Source organism: Sphingomonas sp. 67-41, from assembly GCF_001899725.1.
Classification (GTDB): Bacteria; Pseudomonadota; Alphaproteobacteria; order Sphingomonadales; family Sphingomonadaceae; genus Sphingomonas; species Sphingomonas leidyi.
Window position 1 is genome coordinate 29,505 of record NZ_MKWJ01000029.1, and the last position, 2,973, is coordinate 32,477.

Annotated in this window: 4 protein-coding genes and 1 pseudogene; 3 read left to right on the plus strand and 2 right to left on the minus strand. The window is 62.9% G+C overall.

Going from position 1 to position 2,973, the window contains the following annotated elements; all coding sequences use genetic code 11:
- Positions 1–242: 242 nt before the first annotated feature.
- Positions 243–785 carry a thermonuclease family protein gene (locus tag BGP17_RS20405; RefSeq protein ID WP_228167508.1) on the plus strand — a complete coding sequence of 181 codons (543 nt, stop codon included), beginning with the start codon at positions 243–245 and terminating at the stop codon, positions 783–785.
- Here BGP17_RS20405 and BGP17_RS20410 read toward each other — a convergent pair.
- Both BGP17_RS20410 and BGP17_RS20415 read right to left on the minus strand, forming a co-directional pair.
- The gene (locus BGP17_RS20410) at positions 739–1,227 is read right to left on the minus strand and encodes a hypothetical protein (RefSeq protein WP_017501045.1); all 489 of its coding nucleotides are present in this window, start codon (positions 1,225–1,227) and stop codon (positions 739–741) included. The two genes, BGP17_RS20405 and BGP17_RS20410, sit on opposite strands and share 47 nt — an antisense overlap.
- Before the next feature lie 48 nt (positions 1,228–1,275).
- Positions 1,276–1,716 carry a GNAT family N-acetyltransferase gene (locus tag BGP17_RS20415; protein WP_017501046.1) on the minus strand — a complete coding sequence of 147 codons (441 nt, stop codon included), beginning with the start codon at positions 1,714–1,716 and terminating at the stop codon, positions 1,276–1,278.
- Between the two features lie 188 nt (positions 1,717–1,904).
- Here BGP17_RS20415 and BGP17_RS20420 point away from each other — a divergent pair, with 188 nt between their 5' ends.
- A complete protein-coding gene (locus BGP17_RS20420; protein WP_017501047.1) occupies positions 1,905–2,546 on the plus strand; it encodes a hypothetical protein in 642 nt (213 codons plus the stop codon).
- Between the two features lie 77 nt (positions 2,547–2,623).
- Positions 2,624–2,973 (plus strand): annotated as a pseudogene (locus BGP17_RS20425) (hypothetical protein); the annotation flags it as partial.

Sequence of the window (2,973 nt, forward strand, 5' to 3'; positions counted from 1 at the left end):
ACTACGGCATCTTCAACCGAAAGGCCGCCCATGTCTGTTTCAAACCCGGATCCATCGCTCTCTGCCAAGCGCGCCTTGCTGTGCAGCCGGGCACATGCAGAGCGGGTTGCGCACAGGATCTTTATCTCCGGCCAGCGCGCCTGCATCATACGCACTGGAAATCCAATCCAGCCCTATCGTGCCGCCGCCGAGGCCTCGAGCCACGATGAAGTCGAGGTCCTGCTGTGCGTCTAGCCTTGTTGTTGCCGCTCTTTCTCATCGGATGCTGCTCGCAGCCGACGCAGGGGACGGCCGACCAAGCCAGTTTCGCAGCTGCGGCGCGCGCGATTGACGGCGATACACTCTCCGTCGATTTTCGCCTGCTTGGCCTCGATGCGCCCGAGAAGCGCCAGCTTTGCGCGAACGATCAGGGGTGGTGGCCGTGTGGCAAGGCGGCTCAGGACTATTTGGCCCGTGCGCTTCGTGACCAGGAGGTGCGCATCACCCTCGCCAGTGGGCGGACCTATCGGCGCCGGGTGGCGACAGTCGAGGTTTCGGGCGTCGATCTGGGGGAGCGGCTGATTGCGGCCGGGCTCGCCGTCCCGGCCGTACAGTATCTGAAGAGCGACCCCGATCGTGCCACGCGATACCAGCGGGCGTTCGCAACGGCGAAAAAAGCCGAAGCGGGCATGCATGCCGGTCGATGGATCGAGCCGGCAAAGTGGCGCCGCGGCGAACGCCTGTCATGCGAAGCGCGGGTCAGTCGGCGAGGGAAGGGTCCAGATACCAGGACGGGCCCTGCCTGAAATCGGCGTCAATTCGGCCGACGGGTCCGTCGGGCTCCTTGGACACATAAGGATCGATCAGCGGCATGGCGCGACCCTTTGCCCGCATCAGCTTGCCGGCAACCCGGCCTCGCCGTTCCAGCAAATCCTCGAGCCACATCAGATCGTCCAGCATGGCGACGACGCCGCGTCCGGCCAGGCAGTAGTAGATGCAGCGCTGAAAATCGTCGGCACCATCGTTCCCCAAAATGGCGGCCAGACGCTTCTTCCCAGCAATCTCGCCTTCATGCACCCACTGGACGGCCTCACGCAGCTCCCGAACCGAGAAATATGCGTCTTCGACACACATGCCAAGCGAGGCTCCGGCGATCATGCGGCGGGTCGGGCGCGTGTGGGGATCCAGCGAAGCATCCCGCAGGGTTACATCAAGGTCGAAATGGTCGTGGAAGATCGTAGCTTTCATGGGAATCACTCCGTTCGAATTGAACGTAACGTGAACAAAGCTGACCGGTCAACCCTCCGTTGAGGGTCCACCGGGTTTCAGGATCACCGAGAATTGACGGGTGCCGTGATATTCAAAAGGCCGCTCTCCAACCCATCGATCCCAGAATTCGAGACTGTCGCCTGACATCTCGATGTCGATTTCCGGATAGTTCAGCTCGGAGGCGATCTTCATTACCTTTTCGGCCAGCGCCGCGCCCACGCCGCGCTGGCGAAACGCCGGATGGACGTAAAGCTTGTGAAGCTCGCAACCCCCGTCATCAGTCTGAGTGAAGGTCGCTCCGCCGGCATGCCTTCCGTCGATCCGCGCGACGAAGTACCGTGGATTTAGGTCGTCTGACGCACCAAGGTCGCATATCGCCACCTTGCTATCGGGCTGGCAGCGCTCGCGATTAAGCTCGGCCTCCAGTTCGGCCAGCTCTGCCCTGGACCCTAACTCTTCAAACTCCATTCTCTCGATCTCCGGCGACGGGTTCAGCGAGCGGCACCGCCGCGCGAACGAAACAAATTTATGGCGGCTCCACGTGTCGTTTCAAGGGCAACCCCAGCGGCGATGGCAACGCACCGGCGCGTCGGGGAAAAAGGGGAGGGGGAAGAGGCCGGTCGAGCTCGATGGGAGCTTGAAGCCGGAGATGCCCGATGACCTATGACGTCGCCTACCGCTTTCAGCAGGCGCTCGACCCGAGCGCGCTCACCACAATTCCAGCCACGTTGCACGCGGTGCAGGCCGCGATCACCGACGCCCGCAATGCGGGTTGCGCTATTGAAAGCGATCCTGCCGTTATCCTGCTGGTGCGGCACTTCCACTCGGTCTGCGCCTCTGCTCCGGATATCGATGCCCTGCAGGAACAGTGCGAGGCCGCGATCGATCGGTTGCGCCTTGTCCCAGCTCTGCCGACGCTCGCCTATCGTGGGGTGGCGAATGACGAGGCCGCGAAACGGGCCTTCCATCGAGAGGGGCGGGTGGCGCTCCGCGCCCTCGCGGATGCGCTGGGATTGCCGGACTCGGGATACACCCTCACCGCGAGGCGCGGTACGCTGGCGCAGTCGGGTGAAATCATTCTCCACGGGGACGAGCTCAGGGTCCGCCTGTCGCTCGATATCGTGTTTCCCGGCGAGGAAGTGACCTACTGCCGGGTCCGAGGCCGGGATGACCATTGGGGTGATCGCGACCGGCGGGCACCGCTCATCAATCTGCTCGACCCGGCACGGTTTGCCGCAAGATTGCGGCGAGAGCTGACCTTGACCCCTGCGGCAGAACCCATGGCTCTGGTTGCCTGACTCGCTGACGCACCAAGGCGGCGTCTGGCCAACATCTCCAGGCGCCCCTCGCATCCCATTCTACCACGGAGGCATGCATGAGCGATCCTGCAGCTCAGCGCATCATCGATCGCATTGATTTTTCCCGGCGTGGCCCGACGGTGCTTGCTTATGGCGTCGGCGTCGACAGCACGGCTATTCTTGTCGAGCTCGAGGCGCGCGGCTCCTTACCTGATCTCGTCCTGACCGCTGACACCGGCACTGAAAAGCCGGAAACCTACGAGTATCAGGCGATGATCGCCGCCTGGATGGCCCAGCGAGGGATCCCCTACGAGGTCGTTCGCTATGTGCCCAAACGGTTCAAGCACTGGCCGCCCTATTTTTCGCTGCTCGAGAACGTCCTGACCAATGCCACCTTGCCCAGCATTTCGATGGGCCGGCACAGCTG

What these genes read in the sequence shown, in the direction of transcription:
- BGP17_RS20410 (WP_017501045.1), bottom strand. Translation starts at nt 1,227, where the DNA reads ATGAAAGCTACGATCTTCCACGACCATTTCGACCTTGATGTAACCCTG.
- BGP17_RS20415 (WP_017501046.1), bottom strand. Translation starts at nt 1,716, where the DNA reads ATGGAGTTTGAAGAGTTAGGGTCCAGGGCAGAGCTGGCCGAACTGGAG.
- BGP17_RS20420 (WP_017501047.1), top strand. Translation starts at nt 1,905, where the DNA reads ATGACCTATGACGTCGCCTACCGCTTTCAGCAGGCGCTCGACCCGAGC.